General features: G+C 69.6%; 17 protein-coding genes. 9 read left to right on the forward strand and 8 right to left on the reverse strand.

Annotated elements, in window-relative coordinates:
• Positions 1–27: 27 nt before the first annotated feature.
• Entirely contained in the window at positions 28–594 is a 567-nt protein-coding gene (locus ABD808_RS26260; protein ID WP_344901543.1) for a TetR/AcrR family transcriptional regulator, read from the forward strand.
• Here the strand turns inward: ABD808_RS26260 and ABD808_RS26265 are convergent.
• Positions 591–1,325: a MerR family transcriptional regulator gene (locus ABD808_RS26265; protein ID WP_344901546.1), complete on the reverse strand. Its 735-nt coding sequence runs from the start codon at positions 1,323–1,325 to the stop codon at positions 591–593. The two genes, ABD808_RS26260 and ABD808_RS26265, sit on opposite strands and share 4 nt — an antisense overlap.
• Before the next feature lie 41 nt (positions 1,326–1,366).
• On the opposite strand from ABD808_RS26265, the gene ABD808_RS26270 reads away from it, so the two are divergent.
• Positions 1,367–1,849 (forward strand): DUF6194 family protein, encoded by a 483-nt coding sequence (locus ABD808_RS26270; protein WP_344901549.1) that lies wholly within the window; start codon positions 1,367–1,369, stop codon positions 1,847–1,849.
• On the opposite strand, the gene ABD808_RS26275 is transcribed toward ABD808_RS26270, so the two are convergent.
• A complete protein-coding gene (locus tag ABD808_RS26275) occupies positions 1,823–2,686 on the reverse strand; it encodes an NAD(P)H-binding protein (RefSeq protein ID WP_344901552.1) in 864 nt (287 codons plus the stop codon). The genes ABD808_RS26270 and ABD808_RS26275 overlap by 27 nt on opposite strands.
• A 163-nt stretch (positions 2,687–2,849) precedes the next feature.
• On the opposite strand from ABD808_RS26275, the gene ABD808_RS26280 reads away from it, so the two are divergent.
• Entirely contained in the window at positions 2,850–3,536 is a 687-nt protein-coding gene (locus ABD808_RS26280; RefSeq protein ID WP_344901555.1) for a TetR/AcrR family transcriptional regulator, read from the forward strand.
• 10 nt (positions 3,537–3,546) lie between these two features.
• Here the strand turns inward: ABD808_RS26280 and ABD808_RS26285 are convergent, their stop codons facing one another.
• Complete coding sequence (locus ABD808_RS26285) at positions 3,547–5,280, reverse strand: pyruvate dehydrogenase (RefSeq protein WP_344901557.1); 1,734 nt, start codon at positions 5,278–5,280, stop codon at positions 3,547–3,549.
• A 114-nt stretch (positions 5,281–5,394) separates the two neighbouring features.
• On the opposite strand from ABD808_RS26285, the gene ABD808_RS26290 reads away from it, so the two are divergent.
• The 4 genes from ABD808_RS26290 to fahA all read left to right on the forward strand — a co-directional run bounded on the left by ABD808_RS26290 (position 5,395) and on the right by fahA (position 9,254).
• Positions 5,395–5,934, forward strand: coding sequence for a MarR family winged helix-turn-helix transcriptional regulator (locus tag ABD808_RS26290; RefSeq protein WP_344901560.1), 540 nt, complete (start codon positions 5,395–5,397; stop codon positions 5,932–5,934).
• Positions 5,935–6,031: 97 nt separating this feature from the next.
• The gene (locus ABD808_RS26295) at positions 6,032–7,225 is read left to right on the forward strand and encodes a homogentisate 1,2-dioxygenase (protein WP_344901563.1); all 1,194 of its coding nucleotides are present in this window, start codon (positions 6,032–6,034) and stop codon (positions 7,223–7,225) included.
• A complete protein-coding gene (locus tag ABD808_RS26300; protein WP_344901566.1) occupies positions 7,222–8,088 on the forward strand; it encodes a hypothetical protein in 867 nt (288 codons plus the stop codon). The genes ABD808_RS26295 and ABD808_RS26300 overlap by 4 nt, the downstream gene beginning before the upstream one ends.
• Positions 8,088–9,254: a fumarylacetoacetase gene (gene fahA / locus ABD808_RS26305; RefSeq protein ID WP_344901569.1), complete on the forward strand. Its 1,167-nt coding sequence runs from the start codon at positions 8,088–8,090 to the stop codon at positions 9,252–9,254. The genes ABD808_RS26300 and fahA overlap by 1 nt, the downstream gene beginning before the upstream one ends.
• A 116-nt stretch (positions 9,255–9,370) precedes the next feature.
• Here fahA and ABD808_RS26310 read toward each other — a convergent pair whose 3' ends face one another.
• Together ABD808_RS26310 and ABD808_RS26315 are read right to left on the reverse strand one after the other, a co-directional pair.
• Positions 9,371–9,820, reverse strand: coding sequence for a carboxymuconolactone decarboxylase family protein (locus ABD808_RS26310; protein ID WP_344901572.1), 450 nt, complete (start codon positions 9,818–9,820; stop codon positions 9,371–9,373).
• Between the two features lie 85 nt (positions 9,821–9,905).
• Complete coding sequence (locus ABD808_RS26315) at positions 9,906–10,385, reverse strand: RrF2 family transcriptional regulator (RefSeq protein WP_344901575.1); 480 nt, start codon at positions 10,383–10,385, stop codon at positions 9,906–9,908.
• A gap of 95 nt (positions 10,386–10,480) precedes the next feature.
• On the opposite strand from ABD808_RS26315, the gene ABD808_RS26320 reads away from it, so the two are divergent.
• Positions 10,481–10,987, forward strand: a complete 507-nt coding sequence (locus tag ABD808_RS26320) for a GNAT family N-acetyltransferase (protein WP_425548993.1) — start codon at positions 10,481–10,483, stop codon at positions 10,985–10,987.
• On the opposite strand, the gene ABD808_RS26325 is transcribed toward ABD808_RS26320, so the two are convergent.
• Complete coding sequence (locus tag ABD808_RS26325; protein ID WP_344901581.1) at positions 10,984–11,556, reverse strand: TIGR03086 family metal-binding protein; 573 nt, start codon at positions 11,554–11,556, stop codon at positions 10,984–10,986. The two genes, ABD808_RS26320 and ABD808_RS26325, sit on opposite strands and share 4 nt — an antisense overlap.
• A 65-nt stretch (positions 11,557–11,621) precedes the next feature.
• Between ABD808_RS26325 and ABD808_RS26330 the strand changes: the two genes are divergently transcribed.
• Positions 11,622–12,407, forward strand: a complete 786-nt coding sequence (locus ABD808_RS26330; protein ID WP_344901584.1) for a DUF6597 domain-containing transcriptional factor — start codon at positions 11,622–11,624, stop codon at positions 12,405–12,407.
• Here ABD808_RS26330 and ABD808_RS26335 read toward each other — a convergent pair.
• The gene (locus ABD808_RS26335; protein WP_344901587.1) at positions 12,397–13,092 is read right to left on the reverse strand and encodes a class I SAM-dependent methyltransferase; all 696 of its coding nucleotides are present in this window, start codon (positions 13,090–13,092) and stop codon (positions 12,397–12,399) included. The two genes, ABD808_RS26330 and ABD808_RS26335, sit on opposite strands and share 11 nt — an antisense overlap.
• A 93-nt stretch (positions 13,093–13,185) precedes the next feature.
• Positions 13,186–14,457: an ABC transporter ATP-binding protein gene (locus tag ABD808_RS26340; RefSeq protein ID WP_344901591.1), complete on the reverse strand. Its 1,272-nt coding sequence runs from the start codon at positions 14,455–14,457 to the stop codon at positions 13,186–13,188.
• Between the last annotated feature and the right edge of the window lie 10 nt (positions 14,458–14,467).

The following is a 14,467-nucleotide window of genomic DNA, read 5'->3' on the forward strand; positions in this document are numbered from 1 at the left end:
TTGCGGCTTGGGTACGCTTGTCCGACCATGGCGACGCCCGGCGGACTCCGCGAACGCAAGAAGGAAGCGACCCGCCGCGCCCTCCACGACGCCGCCATGCGCCTCACCGCCGAGCACGGTCTGGACGACGTCACCGTCGACGCCATCGCCGACGCCGCGGATGTGTCCCGCCGTACGTTCTCCAACTATTTCGGCGGCAAGGAAGAGGCCCTTCTGTACGGCGCCGAACGATGGATGCGCTCCTTGCTGGACGCCTTCACCTCGCGTCCGGCCGACGAGCCGTCATGGGCCGCGCTGCGCGCCGCGCTCGGTACGCTCCCCGAGCCGTGCGGCGAACCGCAGTGGGCCGCGCAGGCCCGGTTGGCGCGCAAGCACCCGTCGCTCAGGGCCCGGCTCCTCGCGCACTACGTCGATTTCGAACGCGCCCTCGCCACGCTGATCGCCGAACGCGAGGACCTGCCGGACGGCAGCGTCCGCCCTCGCGTCCTGGCGGGCGCCTTCATGACGGCCCTCCGCATCGCCGCGCTGGACGACCGTCCCCTCCCCCGATCAACCGACGAGGCCCTCACGGAAATGGCTCGCCGCTTCCGTTAACCCTCGGGGCCGGACCGTCGGACGATCTCGGACAGCGTCGTCCCCGCGCGAAGAAGCGCGAGCGCGCGCTGGGCAATGGCATCGACACGGGCGTCGAGCGCCTCCAGCGAATGGCTCACATCGCGAAGGTCCCGGATCGCCTCAATGGCCTTTCGCACGTCGGGGACGCGGTAACCGGCGGCCCGAAGCGCCGCCGTGATCCGCGCCTCCCGGATCGCCACGAGCTGGTAGCGCCGCGCGGATCCGGCCCGCGTGGCGATCCGTTCCGGCGCCACCAGCCCCTCGTGTTCCCAGAAGCGAAGCGTGGAGGCCCGCACCCCCAGCGCCCGCGACAGCTCGGTGATGGTCATGGAGTCTGTTTCCACGGGTTCGGCGTCAGTGGATTCCTCGAAGCGAATGGCCTCCAGCGCCCGGCGGGCGGCCAATGCCTGTTCTCGCTCGTGGTTCAGCCGAACGTGGAAGGAACACACCAAAGCCACCGCTTGGTCGGACGGCAACGATCGGATCTCACGCATCGCCTGCCGCGCTTCGACAGGCCCCACCGCGTAGGCGAGATCACGGTAGGCGCGGAGGTCGCGGACGTGCGTCGTGGAGAACCGCCGATACCCGTTGCGCGCCCGCCCGGCGGCGGCGATGGCCCCGAGCGCCTCCAGGTCACGGATCTGCTGTGCCGAGTAGCCCGTGGCCGCCGCGACCGCCGCCGTACTCAGGGCCCGATCGTCGTGCCCCATGGGCGAACCCTCCATAAGCACTTCAAGTTCATGCTTGAACCATGATTATGGACCAACTCCTGGAAACCATCCGAACCTTCGACGGGGTACTTGAGCTTGCGCCGACCGAAGGAAGCGCGTTCCCACCGATCGCCTGGGGCGACCATTTCTTCTACTACGCGCCCGATGGGCAGGTCCCGGAGCGCGAGCAGCCCTACGCCACCATCGTGACCAAGAACTACCCGGACGACGCCCTCAGCGACCTCGACCACCCCGACCGCTGGCGGCTGAACATCCACGTCGGCAGGAGCACTCTTCGCGAACTCACCGGCGAGGACTCGGTCGATTTCGCCGCCGTCGACACCGTCCTCCCCCACCCCGTGTATCGCGCGCAGGGCTGGGTCTCGATCGTCAACCCGGGCGCCGCCACTCGGACGCTGGCCGTCCGCCTCCTCCGCGAGGCCCACGACGCGGCCCACCAACGAGCAGCCCGTCGCGACACCACCGCACCACGAAAATCAATGGGGACGGACGGCGGTCTCTAGAAACTCGTGCACGGATTTCGCGGGGTGGCCGATCGTGGCTTCCAGCGTGAGGTCGGTGGTGTTGAACTCGCCCCCGCGTGCGGCCGTGAAGATCGTCAGGGTGAATTCGGCGGCCGGACGCGGCATCCCGTTGGCGACCGCAGCGGAGATCCATTCTTCGTCGTCCATGACGGCTCGGGTGATGGTCCGGCCGGTGATGCGGCTGAGGATCTCGGCGACATCGGCGAAGTCCCGTGTGTAGGGGGCCGTCAGCGGCGGTGTGGCTCCGTCGAGCGCACCGTCTTCGGCGAGGGCGAAGGCCGCGACTTCCGCCAGGTCGTCGTGGGCCGTCCAGGAGACCGGGCCGTCCTGCGGGACGGCGAGCACGCCCGTCTCCAGCGCCGCGCCGACGTAGTAGCCCAAGGTGGAGGCATAGAACCCGTTGCGAAGAGCGGTGTAGGGCACTCCTTGCTGCTTGAGGTACGCCTCGGTGGCCGCGTGGACCCGCTGCGGCGGGAACAGCGACGTGGGCGACGCGGCCTGGTGGCTGGTGTACAGGATGCGTTGGGCGCCCGCTTCCCGAGCCGCGTCGATGGCGGCGGTGTTGGCGGCCAACGCGCCGTCGCCTCGGATGGACGCTGACACGACCAAAACGCGCTGGGCGCCCTCGAATGCATGCTTGAGAGTGTCGGGTTCGGTGAAGTCACCCGCGCGGACGCGGACGCCGCGCTCGGCGAGGTCGGCGGCCTTGCTCACGTCGCGCACGCTGACGCCGATCCCGTCGGCCGGTACCCGCTCCAGCAGGCGGTCGACGATCAGCGACCCGAGTCGGCCGGTGGCTCCCGTGACGATCAGCATTCGATGGCTCCCGTCTGATGGCGTCTCCCACGGAACAACCAAACGATAACACTGATACTTCCACTGGAAGCAACAGCCCATCGTCTCGCAGCTCCAGCCCTTGGAGTGCTGGCAGTATCGTCGATAGCATCGGCTGTCACAGTCGAGCGGTACCATCGTGGCCGTGGCATCGAACGCGCAGCGGCGGGACATCACCCGGGACCGCATCCTGACGGCCGCGGCCCGGCTGCTGCGCGACGAAGGGCCGTCCGCCGTGACCACGCGGCGCGTCGCGCAGGAGGCCGGGCTTCAGCCGCCCGCGCTCTACCGGTTCTTCCAGGGCAAGGACGACCTGCTGGACGCCGTCGCGGAGCATGTCTTCGCCGAGCACGTGGCGGGCAAGCAGACCACCGCGCCCTCGGACGACCCGGTGGAAGACCTCCGCGCCGGATGGAACACGCAGATCAGCTTCGGCTTGGCCAACCCGTACGTCTTCGGCCTGTTGCTCGACGCGGCCCGCGCGCGCGCCACCGCGCCAGAGGTCAAGGGTCTGCGTATCCTCGCCGAACGGGTGCACCGGATCGCCGCCGCCGGACGGCTTCGGGTCAGCGAGGAACGCGCCGTCAACCTCATCCGCTCGGCGGGAATCGGGACCGTCCACACGCTGCTGACACTGCCGCCGGAACAGAGCGACCCGCACCTGGCCGACGCCGCGTTCGACGCGATCGCTCGCGCGATCCTCATGGATGAGCCCACTGTCGGCAGACAGGATCCGGCGGCCGTCGTGGCTGCCTTCCGCAACCTCCTGCCTGAACTGCCCACCCTCACCAAGCCCGAAGTCGCGCTTCTCGACGAATGGCTACAACGCTGATCCGGCGCCGTCAGGGTCTGGGGATGTTGCGGAGGTTGCTGCGGGCCAGACCGAGCATTTTCCCCACGCCGCCCGTCAGGACGGTCTTGCCCGCGGCCAACGCGAACCCCTTCACCTGTTGCGGTGTCACGTGCGGCGGGATGGAAAGGGCGTTCGGATCTGTGACGACGTCCAGCAGATAGGGGCCCGGGGAGGCCAGGGCGCGTTCCATCACGGTACGGACGTCGGTCGGACGTTCCACGCGCGACGACTCGATACCAATCGCAGCGGCTATCGCGGCGTAGTCCACAGACTCGTGGTCGGTCTCGTAAAACGGGAATCCGTCCACCAGCATTTCGAGGCGCACCATGCCCAGGGACGAGTTGTTGAACACGATGATTTTCACGGGGATGCGGTGCAGCTTGACCGTGAGGAGTTCGCCCAACAGCATGCCGAGACCACCATCACCGGAGACGGAGATGACCTGGCGACCCGGAGCACCGTACTTGGCGCCGATGGCATGCGGGAGGGCGTTCGCCATGGAGCCGTGGACGAACGAACCCATCACCCGGCGGCGTCCATTGGGAGTGATGTAGCGGGCGACCCAGACGTTGCACATCCCGGTGTCCACGGTGAAAATCGCGTCGTCAGTGGCCAGGTCGTCCAGGACGCTCGCCACGAACTCAGGGTGGATCGGGATGTGCTTCTCGATGTCGCGCGTGTACGCGGAGACCACGTTCTCCAGGGCGCGGGCGTGGCGGTGCAGCATCTCGTCCAGATACGACTGGTCGCGTTTCTGCCGCACCTTGTCGAGCACGAGCCTGATCGTCTCCCCGATGTCGCCGTGGACGGCCAGCTCAAGCGGCGTTCGACGGCCCGGCTTCGTGGGATCGTCGTCTATCTGAATGGTGTTCTTACCAGGCAGGAACGGATCGTAGGGAAAGTCAGTACCAAGGAGCAGGACGAGGTCGGCCTCCTGCATCGCCTCATAGCAGGCGCCGTAACCGAGCAACCCGCTCATCCCGACGTCGAACGGGTTGTCGTACTGAATCCACTCCTTGCCGCGCAGCGCGTGCCCCACGGGCGAGAGCAGTTTGTGGGCCAGTTCCATCACTTCGGAGTGGGCGTCCCTGACTCCGGAGCCGCAGAACAGCATGACCTTCTCGGCCCGGTTCAGCGCGCCCGCGAGCTGCTCCACCTGGTCTACCGGCGGGCGGACGATCCCCTTGTTGACGAGAAAGTCGTGCTCGCCGGTCGGGTTCACGGCGTCCTGGCTGGCGGTGTCGCCCGCCAGCGTCAGAACGGAGACGCCGCCGAGCCCGATCGCATACTGGATGGCGGTGCGGAGAATGCGCGGCATCTGTGCGGGAGTGACGACCGGCTCGCAGTAGTGGCTGCAATCGACGAAGACCCGTTCGGGATGCGTCTCCTGGAAGTAGCCGCTGCCGATCTGCGTGCTCGGGATCTGCGACGCCAGCGCCAGCACCGGCGCGCCGGAACGATGCGCGTCGTAGAGTCCCTGGATGAGGTGGGTGTTGCCGGGGCCGCAGCTTCCGGCGCACACGGCGAGGCGTCCCGTGGTCTGGGCCTCGGCGGCGGCCGCGAACGCCCCGGCCTCCTCGTTGCGGACGTGCACCCAGTCGATGCCGTCGGTGCGGCGGACGGCGTCCACGATCGGGTTGAGGCTGTCGCCGACCACCCCGTAGATCCGCCGGACGCCCGCCTGCCGCAACACCGCGATGAACTGGTCGGCGACCGTCGCCATCGTCCCTCCCGATCACGTCCCTGCGGCACCAATGCCCGGTGATTTCCGGCTGACACCTGGGCCCGGGACGGGTTAAATAGTCAATCCGTAAACCAGATGGAGGGGGTTCGGACGGTGACGGTCAGGCAGGGAAACGGCGACGACCTCGATTTCTGGACGTTCGTCGACCTCGCCGGGCACCGGCTCGCCGAGGAGTTCGGGTTCCCGAACCGGCTCGCGACCCGGCTGCTGCTGACCCTCAACCGGGCGTCGGCGATCGTCACCTACGACCTGGAGTCCACGGTGCACCGGCCGCGCGGGCATTCGTGGGCGGCGTTCCGGTTGCTGTTCGTCACCTGGCTCGCCGGGCCGCTGGAGCCCGCGCGGGCCGCCGCGCTCGCCGGGATGAGCCGGGCCGCCGTGTCGAACCTGGCGAAGACGCTGGTCGCGGACGGGATGCTGGCGCGCACGCCCGGTGAGCGGGACGGCCGGTCGGTGATCCTGTCGCTGACCGACGACGGCCACCGGGCGATGCTCAGCGTGTTCACCGAGCAGAACGAGCGCGAGCGGCAGTGGGCGGACGTGCTGACCGAGACCGAGCAGCAGATGCTGATCATGCTGCTGGACAAGCTGATCGCGGGCCGCGAAGGGTTCGACGTCCGCGAGCGGAGCTGACCCCGGGGGCCGCCGGTTAGGCCCTTCCACAGGCGGGAGAAGAGTCGTAGTGTCGGGGCAAACTAGTTAACACGTGAATCATCGGAGGCGATGGACCATGGCCCACTACCGCCGGGTCGGCCACGTGCCGCCGAAACGCCACACCCAGCACAGGGACGGCGAAGAGCGGCTCTACTTCGAAGAACTGATGGGCGAGGAGGGGTTCTCCTCGGACTCGTCCCTGCTGTACCACCGGACGATCCCGTCCGCGATCGTCGACTCGCAGGTCTGGGAGATCCCCGACACGGCCACGACGCCCAACCATCCCCTCAAACCGCGCCATCTCAAGCTGCACGAACTGTTCCCCAAGGAGACGTGGGACGAGACCGACGTCGTCACCGGCCGCCGGGTGATCCTCGGCAACGGCGACGTCCGGCTTTCGTACGTCGTCTCCGCCGCTCCCTCCCCGCTGTACCGCAACGCGACCGGCGACGAGATCGTGTACGTCGAGTCCGGCACCGCCACCGTCGAGACGATCTTCGGGCCGCTGGAGGTGGAGCAGGGCGACTACGTCATCATCCCGACGTCCTGCACGCATCGCTGGCTGCCGACCGGCGACGAGCCGCTGCGCGCCTACGCGATCGAGGCCACCGGCCACATCGCGCCGCCGAAGCGCTACCTGTCGCGTTTCGGGCAGTTCCTGGAGAACTCCCCGTACTGCGAACGCGACCTGCACGGTCCGGGTGAGCCGCTGCTGTCGGACGACACCGACGTCGAAGTCCTGGTCAAGCATCGTGGTTCGCGCGGCCTCACCGGCACCCGGATGACCTACGCGCGGCACCCGTTCGACGTCGTCGGCTGGGACGGCTGCCTGTACCCGTTCACGTTCAGCGTGCACGACTTCGAGCCGATCACCGGCCGCGTGCACCAGCCGCCGCCCGTCCACCAGGTGTTCGAGGGGCACAACTTCGTCGTGTGCAACTTCGTCCCGCGCAAGGTCGACTATCACCCGCTGTCGATCCCGGTGCCCTACTACCACTCCAACGTCGACTCCGACGAGATCATGTTCTACTGCGGCGGCGACTACGAGGCGCGCAAGGGCTCCGGCATCGGCCAGGGCTCCATCTCAGTCCATCCGGGCGGGTTCGCGCACGGGCCGCAGCCCGGCTCGTACGAGCGCAGCATCGGCGTCGAGTTCTTCGACGAACTGGCCGTCATGGTCGACACCTTCCATCCGCTCGAACTCGGTGAAGGCGGCCTGGCCTGCGAAGACGAGGCGTACGCCTGGACGTGGGCGAGGCAACAGCGATGACGTTCCCGACCTTCGCCCTCGGCCTGTGCGACGACGCCGCCGTCTTCCCGCCCGGGCTCGCGCCGCTCGCCGACGCCGTCCCGGCCCACCGCGCGCACCGCGCCTCCTCCTACGCGGCACTCGTCGGCCCGCTCGTCCTTCCGGCGAGCGCGCTGGACGCCCTGTATCCGCTGCTTCGCGACCACGCCGATCCGCCGCTCGACCTGTCGATCACCGCGCCGGGCGGGCCGTGCGAGGCCGCGAAGGCCCTGGCGGCGTCCGCCGACCTGCCCGTCGACCTGCGCGGGCTTGAGGTCGCCGTCCCGCCGGGAATGGAGCCGGACGAGTTCTTCCGCCTCCTCGGCGCCGTCGGCGACGTGCCCCTGTACGTCGAGATTCCCCGGGACGAGCGCCGCGCCTCGAGCATCGACGCGGTCGCCGGACTCGGCCACCGCGCGAAGTTCCGCACCGGCGGCGTGAAACCCCAGCTGTATCCGAGCCCGGACGAGCTGGCAGCCGCGATCAAGGCCGTGGTGGACGCGGGCGTCCCGTTCAAGGCGACGGCGGGGCTGCACCATCCCGTCCGCAACACCGACCCCGAGACCGGCTTCCACCAGCACGGATTCCTCAACCTGCTGCTCGCGACCGACGCCGCCCTGTCGATCCATGCGGACGGGGCCGACCGTCCGGTGGCGGAGCTGACCGCCCTGCTCGCCGACCGGGACGCGGCCTCCGTCGCCGCCCGCGTCGCCGCGCTCAGCGACGCGCGGACGGCCGCCGCCCGCACCCGGTTCCTGTCGTTCGGGACGTGCAGCATCACCGACCCGTTGCACGAACTCGCCGACCTCGGCCTTCTCTCGTCCGTCCTCCAGGAGACCGCCTGATGACCCGGATCGCGATACCCGACGACTCGCTCTTCGGGCTCGCCAACCTGCCCTACGGCGTGTTCTCCACACCGGGCACCGCGCCTCGCGTGGGCGTCCGCGTCGCCGACTCCGTCGTCGATCTCACGGTGGTCGACGACGTGTTCGCCGCCCCGGCCCTGAACCCGTTCATGGCGCAGGGCCGGGCGCGCTGGGTGGAGATCCGCGAACGGATACTCGAATTGGTCACGGGCGACATCGACGAAGCGGCCGTCCATCCGGTGGGCGCGGTCACGATGCATATGCCGTTCGAGGTCGCCGACTACGTCGACTTCTACGCCTCGGAACACCACGCGTCGAACCTCGGGCGGCTGTTCCGTCCCGACTCCGAGCCGCTCACGCCGAACTGGAAGCACCTGCCGGTCGGCTACCACGGCCGGGCCGGGACGGTCGTGCCGTCCGGGACCGGCATCGTCCGGCCGAGCGGCCAGCGCAAGGCGCCCTCGGACGCCGCGCCGACGTTCGGGGAGAGCCGCCGTCTCGACATCGAGGCCGAGGTCGGCTTCGTCGTCGGCACCGGGTCGCCGCTCGGGTCCCCGGTCGGCGCGGACGACTTCGACGAACGGGTCTTCGGCGTCGTCCTCGTCAACGACTGGTCGGCCCGTGACATCCAGGCGTGGGAGTACGTGCCGCTTGGCCCGTTCCTGGGGAAGAGCTTCGCGACGTCCGTCTCCCCTTGGGTCGTCCCACTGCTCGCCTTGGAATCGGCCCGTGTCGCCACTCCGCCGCAAGACCCCGAGCCTCTCCCGTACCTGCGGGAAAAGAATCCCTGGGGGCTGGACCTCGATCTGACCGTCTCGTGGAACGGGCAGGTCGTGTCGCGTCCGCCCTACCGGGAGATGTACTGGTCACCGGCGCAGATGCTCGCGCACATGACGGTGAACGGCGCGGCGTCCCGCACCGGCGACCTGTTCGCGTCCGGGACGGTCTCCGGCCCCGCCAAGGACCAGCGCGGCGCGTTCATCGAGCTGACCTGGGGCGGCAAGGAACCGGTCGACGTCAACGGCGAGCCCCGCACGTTCCTGGAGGACGGCGACGAGGTCTCCATCTCCGCGACGGCCCCGGGCCCGTCCGGCGCCCGCATCGGGTTCGGCGAGGTGACCGGCCGCGTCCTCCCCGCCCGCTGACCCGCCCACCGCCCCGCCCGACGCCCTGTCCGCCACGCTGCCTGACGCTCTGACGGCGACGGCCGCCCGCGCGGGCGGGCGGCCGTCGCCGCTTTCCGTCGGCCGGTCGCGTCCCGTCAGCCGGTCGCGGCGGGGTTGCGGACGGTGACGTTGATCCGGTTCCAGGCGTTGATGGCGGCGATCACCATGACCAGTCCGGCGAGGGAGTCCTCGTCGTAGTAGTCGGCGGCCTCGTCCCAGGTCTCGTCCGGGACGCCGTCGGGGTTGTCGGCGATGCGGGTGGCGGCCTCGGCCAGCGCCAGCGCCGCCCGCTCCTCGTCGGTGAAGAGCGGCGACTCGCGCCATGCCGCCACCCCCCAGAGCCGCTGGTCGGTCTCCCCCGCCTTCTTGGCGTCACCGGCGTGCATGTTCACGCAGTAGGCGCAACCGTTGATCTGGCTGACCCGCAGCCTGACCAGCTCCAGGGTCGAATGCGGAACGCCGGAGCCGTTGACGTACGCCTCCACGTCGAGCATCGCCTTGAATCCGGCGGGCGCGGCCTTCGGGACGTTCATCCGAGCCTGCATGGTGTTTCCTTTCGCTAACCTAGATGTGAAATATCCAGAATTTCGATAGACCCGGGCGGCACGTGCGCCACTCGGGGTCGGAAAGTCAGGTCCGCAGATTCTCGAACGTGGTGCGGGTCATGCCGGGAACCCAGGCGTAGCGCTTCTCCACCGTCGCCTTGAGGTCGGCGATCGTGCTACCCGCCAGCTCCCTGCGGTAGGCCAGCTCCGCGCGCCGCATCGTCTGCGAGACGACGCACGTCTTGCGGTAGTCGACGCCCTCATGGTCGCCCGGCCCGCTCCGGAGCAGCTCCCTGCACTGGAACGCGTCGTCCGCGCCCTCGATGGCGGTCACCACGTCCAGGACCGTGATGTCCTCGGGGGCGCGCGCGAGCCGGAAGCCGCCGCGCGGGCCGGGGGTGGAGGTGAGGATGCCCGCGCGGGCCAGCGCCTGGAGCTGCTTGTTCAGGTAGGCGGCGGGGAGCCGGTAGTACTCGGCCAGCCGCGCCGCCGTCACCGCCTCACCGGTCTCCAACCAGGTGAGGTTCACGCAGCTGTGGAGGGCCCACTCGACTCCCTCACTCATCCTCATATTCTGGATATTAGACATCCAGGATACGAACCGCAACACAACGGGCATTAGAGTCGGGCTCTGTGAACTCCGTGAGCCCCACCTTCCGCATGGCGACGCAGGCGGACGTCCCCGACCTGGTCACGTTGATCGAATCCGCCTACCGAGGCGAGGCCAGCCGCGCGGGCTGGACGACCGAGGCCGACATCCTCGACGGCCAGCGCACCGACCCCGACATGGTCGAAGCCCTGGTGCACGACCCGGCGAGCCGGTTGATCCTGGCCGAGGCGGACGGCGTGCTGGCCGCCTGCTGCCAGTTGGAGAAACGCGACGGGCACGCCTACTTCGGCACGTTCGCCGTCCGTCCCGGCCTCCAGGGCGGCGGGCTCGGCAGGCGGGTCCTCGCCGAGGCCGAGCGGCAAGCGCGCGACGAGTGGGACGCGGCGGAGATGCGCATGACCGTCATCACCGCACGGGAGGAACTGATCGCCTGGTACGTGCGGCGCGGCTACGTCCGCACGGGCGAGCTGTCCCCGTTCCCGTACGGTGACGACCGCTTCGGCCGGCCCAAACGGGACGACCTGGAGTTCGAGGTCCTGGTCAAGAAGCTCCGCTAGACCGGCCCGCGCCAGCCGGGGTCGCGGCCGGACGCGGCGAGCGCCTGCGCGAAGGCGGGCGCGTCATCACCCGGAGGGACGGCGGCGTCGAAGCCGTCGTACTGGCGGTACATCTCCGCCATCTGCTCGACGGTCCTGAGGACGAACTCGGCCGCCTCCGGTGAGAGGCGGTACTCCTCGCCGACCGCCTTGGCGACGTCCCAGCCGTGCAGGGCCATCTCCAGGACCAGCATCGCGGCGAGGTCGGGGGCGGGCATGCCGTTGATCTCGCCGTCCCACACCGCCGGGTCGGCCCAGGCCGCCACCCCGCGGTCGAGCTGCGTCGCGTATCCCTGCTGCCATTCGGCGTCGGTGGTGAAGTCGTGCTTGGTCAGCTCGTCCGGAAGCTCCTTGCGCAGCGCGCGGTGCTCCAGCCCGTGGGACGTGTAGAGCACCAGGTGGTTCACCAGCGTCCGGAGGTCGAAATCGGCGCACGGGGTCGGGTCCGTAAGCCGGTCCTGCGGGACGGCGCGAACCACGCGGGCGGCCTCCGCCGCGCACTCCTTCATGTGTGTGTGCTGCTCGTTCATGCAGATCACCCTAGGAACCACGCACCGATCGGCTCTTGGACAAACGCGACAAGTACCCTGGTCGGATGGTCGATTTCGCACGCGGCGTGCTGTATCCGCGAGACCAGTCGGCCATCGCGGAACTCGACCGCCGCACCCCGTCCCCGGACCTCGCGCGGTTCGTGGAGTTCTACTGGCACGTCCGCTGGCGGGCGGAGAAGCCGTACGAGGCGAAGGTGCTGGCGTATCCGAGCGTCCATCTCGTCTTCGAGGAGCCCGTTCCGCTGGTGTACGGGGTGCAGCGCAGCCTGTTCGTCCGGCGCCTGGAGGGGCGGGGGCAGGTTCTCGGCGTCAAGTTCCGGCCCGGCTGTTTCCGGCCGTTCGCGGCGGGGCCGGTCAGCGATCTCGCCGACCGCCGCGTCCCCGCCACCGACGTCTTCCCCCGGCGGGTCGAGGACGTCGGCCGCGCCGTGCTCCGCGACACCGACCTGGACGCGATGGTCGCGGCGGCCGAGGAGTTCCTGCTGGGGTGCCTCCCGGAGCCCGATCCCGTGGCCGACGAGGTGGCGGCCATGGTCGAGGCCATGACCGCCGACCCGGCACTGTTCCGCGTCGACCAGGCGGCGGGGACGCTGCACGTCTCCGCCCGCACCCTCCAGCGCCTCTTCGCCGACTATGTGGGGGCCAGCCCGAAATGGGTGCTGCGGCGGGCACGGCTCCAGGAGGCGGCGTCCCGCGCCGACCAGGGCGCCCGTGTCGACTGGGCGGACCTGGCCGACGACCTCGGCTACTTCGACCAGTCGCACCTGATCCGCGACTTCACCGCCGCCCTGGGCGTCCCGCCCGCCAGGTACGCCGGGCTCAACTCCTGAGCCCCGCCGCGGGGACCAGGCGGAAGGCGATGAACGCCGGGAGCACCTCCAGTTTCGCGTGGTCGGACGGGAAACGCTCCGCCATCTCGGGCGCGGGACGGGGTTCGAGCAGCTCCTCGATGAGGAAACCGGCCTCGCGGAACTCGGCGCAGACCGCGGTGAGCGAGCGGCGCCAGGCCCGGATCGGCCAGTCCCGGTCCGGGCTCAGCGACTCCTCCACGGGTTCCTCGGTGAAGTAGGAGCCGCCGAGGCGCGTCCATGCCGTGGTCGGGTGCTCGGTCGACAGGACGAGCGCGCCGGACGGCGCCAGCACACGACGGAACTCGCGCAGCAGCGCGACCCGGTCGTCGATGTAGTGCAGGGCCAGCGCGAACACGATCAGGTCGGCGGAGTCGTCCGCGACCCAGGCCAGCGGCTCGGACAGGTCGTGGACGCGCAGGTCGGCGCGCCCCTCGCAGCGGGCCCTGGCCAGGTCGACGAAGGTCGGGCTCACGTCGCAGCCGGTGACGCGGGCGCCGCGGTCCAGCAGCGCGCGGGCGTACAGGCCGGGGCCGCAGGCCGCGTCGAAGACGGCGCGGCCCGCGACGTCACCGGCGAGGCCGAGCACGGCGGGCCGGTCGTAGAGGGCGTTGTAGGAGTTGTCCTCGGCATGGGCGGCGTACTCATGGGCGAAACGCTCGTACATGCCTGTGATCGTTTCAGGGATCAACCGACCTTGTCAGGTCGACTGTCCGCTGTCAGTCAGTCCGTTTTGTCTTTTTTTGGGTTATTTCTCCGACTACTCCTCGGCCTGCTCGGGCTGCTTCGCGGGGGCGGGCTCCCGCTGGGCCGCGCGCTGCGCGTCCCGGGACTCCGCCGCGATCCGGTCCAGCTCCGCGACGCGCTCCTCGTCCCGGGTGAGGTTCTCGCCGGTGGACGGGTCGAAGATCTGCGCCCGACCCGAGTCGATCCACAGCTCCGCCTCGCGGCCCGGCTTGAGGTCGCTGGCGGCGTCCAGCGCCACCACCGCCTGGGTGCGCAGCTGGTCGCTGTCGAGTTCGCGGGACAGATCGCGCAGCTGCGCGGTCAGGTCGGCGGGAGCCTCGTACGGGACGTAGGCGTACAGCTCGTTGCCCAGCCATTCGGTCACGTCCACGTGCGCCCGGACGATGCTGCCCTGCGCCTTCTTGTCCTCCGCGAGCAGGGCGGCGTCCTCGAAATGCTCCGGGCGGATGCCGACGAGGACCACCTCGCGGTCACCGACGGCCGCGAGCTTGCGCTCGTCGCGCAGCTCGAACCGTCCGAGCGGCGTTTCGAGGAATGATCCGTCCACGGACGCGGGCAGGAAATTCATCGACGGCGACCCGATGAACCCCGCCACGAACAGGTTGACGGGCTCCTCGTACAACTCGCGCGGGCTCCCGACCTGCTGGAGGACGCCCTTGCGCAGCACCGCGACACGGTCCCCGAGCGTCATCGCCTCCGTCTGGTCGTGCGTGACGTAGACGGTCGTGACGCCGAGCCGCCGCTGGAGCCGGGAGATCTCGGTGCGCATCTGGCCGCGGAGCTTGGCGTCCAGGTTCGACAGCGGCTCGTCGAACAGGAACGCGTTCGCCTGCCGGACGATCGCGCGGCCCATCGCGACCCGCTGCCGCTGCCCGCCGGACAGGTTCGCGGGCTTGCGGTCCAGATGCTCGGTCAGCTCCAGCAGCTCGGCGGTCTGCTTGACGCGGCGGCGCACCTCGTCGCCCGGCGTCTTCGCCAGGCGCAGCGGGAACGCGATGTTCTCGAACACCGTGAGGTGCGGGTACAGCGCGTAGTTCTGGAACACCATCGACAGGTTCCGCTCGCGCGGCGCGACCTTGTTGACGACCTTCTCGCCGATGAGCATGTCGCCGGACGTGATGTCCTCCAGCCCGACGATCATCCGCAGCAGCGTCGACTTCCCACAGCCCGACGGGCCGACCAGGATCATGAACTCGCCGTCCCGCACGTCCAGGGACACGTCGTTCACGGCCGGGAAGCCGTCGCCGTACTTCTTGACGATGTTCTTCATGGTGATGGCGGCCATTGCTCTCCTT

The organism is Actinomadura meridiana, from assembly GCF_039537545.1.
GTDB classification, from domain to species: domain Bacteria; phylum Actinomycetota; class Actinomycetes; order Streptosporangiales; family Streptosporangiaceae; genus Spirillospora; species Spirillospora meridiana.